The sequence below is a fragment of the Paraburkholderia sp. SIMBA_030 genome (genome assembly GCF_046535245.1).
Taxonomy (GTDB): Bacteria; Pseudomonadota; Gammaproteobacteria; order Burkholderiales; family Burkholderiaceae; genus Paraburkholderia.
This window is the reverse complement of sequence record NZ_JAWRXB010000427.1, coordinates 1-275: the sequence shown is the minus strand read 5'-3', so window position 1 is coordinate 275 and position 275 is coordinate 1. Positions and strand designations below refer to the sequence as shown.

Below are 275 nucleotides of genomic sequence, written 5' to 3'. Positions count from 1 at the left end.
CCCGCAGGCCGATTGGGACAACATTCTCGGCGTCAATCTGCTGGGCGTCATCAACGGCACTCGTGCCTTTGGCGCCGCGATGACCAAGCATGGCGAGCCCGGCCTGATCATCAACACCGGCTCCAAGCAAGGCATCACCACCCCGCCCGGCAACCCCGCCTACAACGTTTCGAAAGCCGGCGTGAAGGTCTTCACGGAGGCGCTTGGACACGAGCTGCGCAACACCGAAGGCTCGAAGATTTCCGCTCATCTGCTGATCCCCGGCTTCGTCTTCA

General features: G+C 62.2%; 1 protein-coding gene. It reads left to right on the top strand.

All coding sequences use genetic code 11. The features are described from left to right. Window positions 1-275: SDR family NAD(P)-dependent oxidoreductase (locus tag SB772_RS40640; RefSeq protein ID WP_410838604.1), on the top strand; the 275-nt coding region annotated here is incomplete at both ends.